The organism is Mesorhizobium sp. M7A.F.Ca.MR.362.00.0.0 (assembly GCF_004023175.1).
GTDB lineage: Bacteria > Pseudomonadota > Alphaproteobacteria > Rhizobiales > Rhizobiaceae > Mesorhizobium.
This window is the reverse complement of record NZ_RZTF01000568.1, coordinates 1-3,010: the sequence shown is the minus strand read 5'-3', so window position 1 is coordinate 3,010 and position 3,010 is coordinate 1. Positions and strand designations below refer to the sequence as shown.

At 61.5% G+C, this 3,010-nt stretch carries 4 protein-coding genes; 1 reads left to right on the top strand and 3 read right to left on the bottom strand.

From position 1 onward, the window contains the following. Positions 1–1,187: Asp-tRNA(Asn)/Glu-tRNA(Gln) amidotransferase subunit GatB (gene gatB, locus EOC06_RS35265; protein ID WP_128309975.1), on the bottom strand; the 1,187-nt coding region annotated here is incomplete at its 3' end. Between the two features lie 290 nt (positions 1,188–1,477). Between gatB and EOC06_RS35255 the strand changes: the two genes are divergently transcribed. Further along, on the top strand, positions 1,478–1,735 hold the full coding sequence (locus tag EOC06_RS35255) for a YjhX family toxin (RefSeq protein ID WP_128309974.1): 258 nt from the start codon (positions 1,478–1,480) through the stop codon (positions 1,733–1,735). A 48-nt stretch (positions 1,736–1,783) separates the two neighbouring features. Here EOC06_RS35255 and EOC06_RS35250 read toward each other — a convergent pair whose 3' ends face one another. Next, complete coding sequence (locus tag EOC06_RS35250) at positions 1,784–2,215, bottom strand: CBS domain-containing protein (protein WP_027039198.1); 432 nt, start codon at positions 2,213–2,215, stop codon at positions 1,784–1,786. An 87-nt stretch (positions 2,216–2,302) separates the two neighbouring features. Further along, a partial coding sequence (locus EOC06_RS35245) for a rhomboid family intramembrane serine protease (RefSeq protein WP_164898932.1) occupies positions 2,303–3,010 on the bottom strand: 708 nt, incomplete at its 5' end.

Sequence of the window (3,010 nt, the reverse complement as noted above, 5' to 3'; positions counted from 1 at the left end):
TCAACGATCTGCTCGGGCAATTGAACAAGGCCGGAAAAGACATTGAAAACGCTCCGGTTTCGCCCGAGCAGATCGTTGATGACCCAATTGGCGGCAAGCTTGCCGTCGCGGCCGGCGGCCACCTTTTCGAAATAGTCGGCGATCGGCTTTTCCGAAACCAGGATCGAGGCGTCATAGACGGACAGGCCGAGCGACGCGATCAGCCGCGCCTTCTTGTCGTCCGGCAGTTCCGGCAATTCCTTGGCCAGCGCATCGACATAGGCCTGGTCGAATTCCAGCGGCAAAAGGTCGGGATCGGGGAAGTAGCGGTAATCATGCGCCTCTTCCTTGGAGCGCATCGAGCGCGTCTCGCCCTTGACGGCGTCGAACAGCCGCGTCTCCTGATCGATCTTGCCGCCATCCTCGAGAATGGCGATCTGCCGGCGCGCCTCATAGTCGATGGCCTGGCCGATGAAGCGGATCGAGTTGACGTTCTTGATCTCGCAGCGCGTGCCGAACTCGCCGCCCGGCCTGCGCACCGAAACGTTGACGTCGGCGCGCATCGAACCTTCGTCCATGTTGCCGTCGCAGGTGCCGAGATAGCGCACGATGGTGCGCAGCTTGGTGACATAAGCCTTGGCCTCGTCGGCCGAGCGCATGTCCGGCTTGGAGACGATCTCCATCAGCGCCACGCCGGAGCGGTTGAGATCGACATAGGACATGGTCGCATGCTGGTCGTGCATCGACTTGCCGGCATCCTGCTCCAGATGCAGCCGCTCGATGCCGACCTCGATGTCCTCGAATTCGCCCTGGCGGTCCGGGCCGACCGAAACGATCACCGTGCCTTCGCCGACGATCGGCTGCTTGAACTGCGAGATCTGGTAGCCCTGCGGCAGGTCGGGATAAAAGTAGTTCTTCCGATCGAAGACCGACTTGTGGTTGATCTGCGCCTTCAGCCCCAGGCCGGTGCGGATCGCCTGCTTGACGCATTCCTCGTTGATGACCGGCAGCATGCCCGGCATCGCCGCATCGACCAGGCTGACATTGGCGTTGGGCGGCGCGCCGAAGGCCGTCGAGGCGCCCGAAAACAGCTTTGCTTCCGACGTGACCTGCGCATGGACCTCGAGGCCGATGATGATCTCCCAGTCGCCGGTTGCGCCGGGGATCAGGCGCTTGGCGTCGGGTGTGCGGGTGTCGATAAGGGACATGGCGGCCTGCGAATTGCGGTGACTGATTTCACGTTTGAACCTGAATTTCACGTCGAACGTGAAATCATTCGCTAGTGCAAACCGCCAAAAGAGACAAGCGCAAAGCCACGGACTGGCCTTTTCAGCCGCTTTCGCCTATAGGACGCTCATTCCAATGGAGAGTGGATGTCCACTTACGCTCAGTCCCGGTAAGGCCCTGACCTCTTGGCGAGGCAGGGCAGAAAACCTGAAACCCCGTGCCGCGAAGCTTCGCGGCGGCGGCATTTTTTGTTTTCCCGGAAAACTCTCACATGGATATTTCGCGCACTGAACAGCGCATCCTGCACCTGCTCGCGCAGGGCGGACGCATTGAAATCGAAAAGAACGAGAAGAAGCGGATCGCCTCCGTCACATGCCTGACCCGCGACGGCTGGCACTATCCGGACGTCGATCTCGACATGTTTCGAAAGCTGAAGCGGAAGAAGGCGGTTTCTTCGTCGGGAGGCGGCCCCTACCGCATCACCCGGCGCGGGCTCGCACTCGTCCGCTCCGAACTCGACAACAGGTAGCCCGCGGTTCCGCCGGTCGGTTCTCCGGCCGGCGGTTCGCCTCACCGTTCAGGCAGTGGCGATATAGGCCCTGATCTGGTCGGCCTCGCGCTCGACATCCTCGATGCGGCGCTTGACCACGTCGCCGATGGACACGATGCCATCGAGCATGCCGTCCTTTTCCACCGGCAGATGGCGGAAACGGCCGCGGGTCATAATCTCCATCACCTCGTTGACGGTGTGATTTTCGTTGCAGATCTTCACCTTCGGCGTCATCGCCGAACGCACGGCGATATCGAGCGCGGCTCCACCTTCCCGGGCGACAACCCGGACGATGTCGCGCTCTGACAGGATGCCGACGATCTTGCGATCGCCATTGGTGATGACCAGCGCACCGATCTTGTGCTCTGCCAGGATGCGGATGGCTTCGCTCAGCTTTTCGTTCGGCCCGAGCGTCAACACGTCATGGCCTTTTCTCTCGAGAATTGCCTTCACCGTCATGGCGTCCTCCTCTGCTTTGCCTGCCGGTTCCTGCCCTGACCGGCCTTCACGTAAGAGTGAACATCGTGCGCCGTGATCGGTTGCATTTCAAGTGCGGTGGTCAGTCGTCTCCCACTCGGGCGCCTGCCATCGCCTGTCGAACCAGCGCAGGCCGAAGAAGCCCGCGGCAAAGCCGCCAATATGAGCCTCCCAGGCGATCTGACCATCTACCCCTGGGGCAAACCCGAGCAGGCCGGTGGCGAGATTGATGGCCATCCACATGGCGAGGAAGATCACGACACCGCGCAGGCGCAATACGAATGCGATCGGCAGCACAGGGCCGGCGAAGGCGGCCTTGCCGGCCGAACGGTCGGTGCGGAAGCCGAAACGCGCCGCAGCCCCCATCATGCCCGATATCGCACCGGAAGCCCCGACCAGCGGCGCCTCACCATAAGGATGCATCGCCCAGAAAAGCGCGACCGAAGCCAGCCCGGTTGCGGCAAAAAACAGCGCGAACCACAGCGCTCCCAGACGGTTTGCCAATGGTGAACCAAACGCGGCGAGCCACACCATATTGATGGCGATATGGGCAAAGCCGCCATGCATGAAGGCATAAGTGAAGGGCCGCGAAAACAGGAACCAGTCGAAGCCGTATTGCCCGGTGTAGAGAACGGGGATGAAGGCCCCGTCATACAGCAATGTCATCTGCTGGGATTCGCTCAACACATATTGCTGCAACAGGTAGACGACGACGCAGATGCCGATCACCGCCAGCACGACGGGCGGCAGGTTGAACACCGGCTCGCGCCGCGGTTC

Coding starts and splice junctions, on each gene's coding strand:
- EOC06_RS35255 (WP_128309974.1), top strand. CDS start 1,478: ATGGATATTTCGCGCACTGAACAGCGCATCCTGCACCTGCTCGCGCAG.
- EOC06_RS35250 (WP_027039198.1), bottom strand. CDS start 2,215: ATGACGGTGAAGGCAATTCTCGAGAGAAAAGGCCATGACGTGTTGACG.